1 protein-coding gene is annotated in these 802 nt (G+C 41.9%); it reads left to right on the top strand.

The genetic code is table 11. From position 1 onward, the window contains the following. Window positions 1-802, top strand: an 802-nt coding sequence (locus M3175_RS25745) for a Tn3 family transposase (protein ID WP_251524475.1), incomplete at both ends; no start/stop codon positions are given.

Genomic DNA, 802 nt, shown 5'->3' with positions numbered 1-802 from the left:
CCAATAAGCTTGCTAAAGCTGATAACCTACCAGAGGCAAGCATTACCAGCTCAGGCTTAAAAATCACCCCACTCGATGCCGTATTTCCAGAGTCGGCTCAAATACTGATAACCCAAGTTGCCAGTATGCTCCCACATATCAAAATCACTGAATTACTGCTTGAGGTTGATGAATGGATAGGGTTTAGTGATGAGTTTATTCATTTAAAGCGTGAAAGTTCAATCCAAGACAAACATTTACTACTAACTGCCATTTTAAGCGATGGTATTAATCTTGGATTAAAGAAAATGGCAGAATCCTGTCCTAGCACGACCCATTCTAAGTTGTCATGGCTACAGGCATGGTACATTCGGGATGAAACTTATACTGCCGCTTTAGCCGTGCTGACCAACGCTCAATTAAATCAACCATTTGCCCAATATTGGGGCGATGGTACAACATCATCATCGGATGGACAACGCTTTAAAACAGGTGGCAGGGGACAAAATATGGGACATATTAATCCTAAATACGGTTCAGAGCCAGGGCGATTGATTTACACCCACGTATCTGACCAATACAGCCCATTTCACAGCAAGCTTGTGAATGTCGGTATTCGTGAATCAACCTATGTGTTAGATGGTTTGCTGTATCATCAATCAGATTTGAAAGTCGATGAACATTACACGGATACCGCAGGCTTTACTGACCATGTGTTTGCGTTAATGCACTTGCTAGGATACAAAATTGCCCCTCGTATTCGAGATTTAGGTGACACCAAACTATTTATACCCAAACGTCATAACCCGTATCAAGCCTTAAA

Source organism: Robertmurraya korlensis (genome assembly GCF_023715225.1).
In the GTDB taxonomy this organism is placed as follows: Bacteria; Bacillota; Bacilli; order Bacillales; family Cytobacillaceae; genus Robertmurraya_A.
This window is presented reverse-complemented; position numbering and strand designations above follow the sequence as displayed.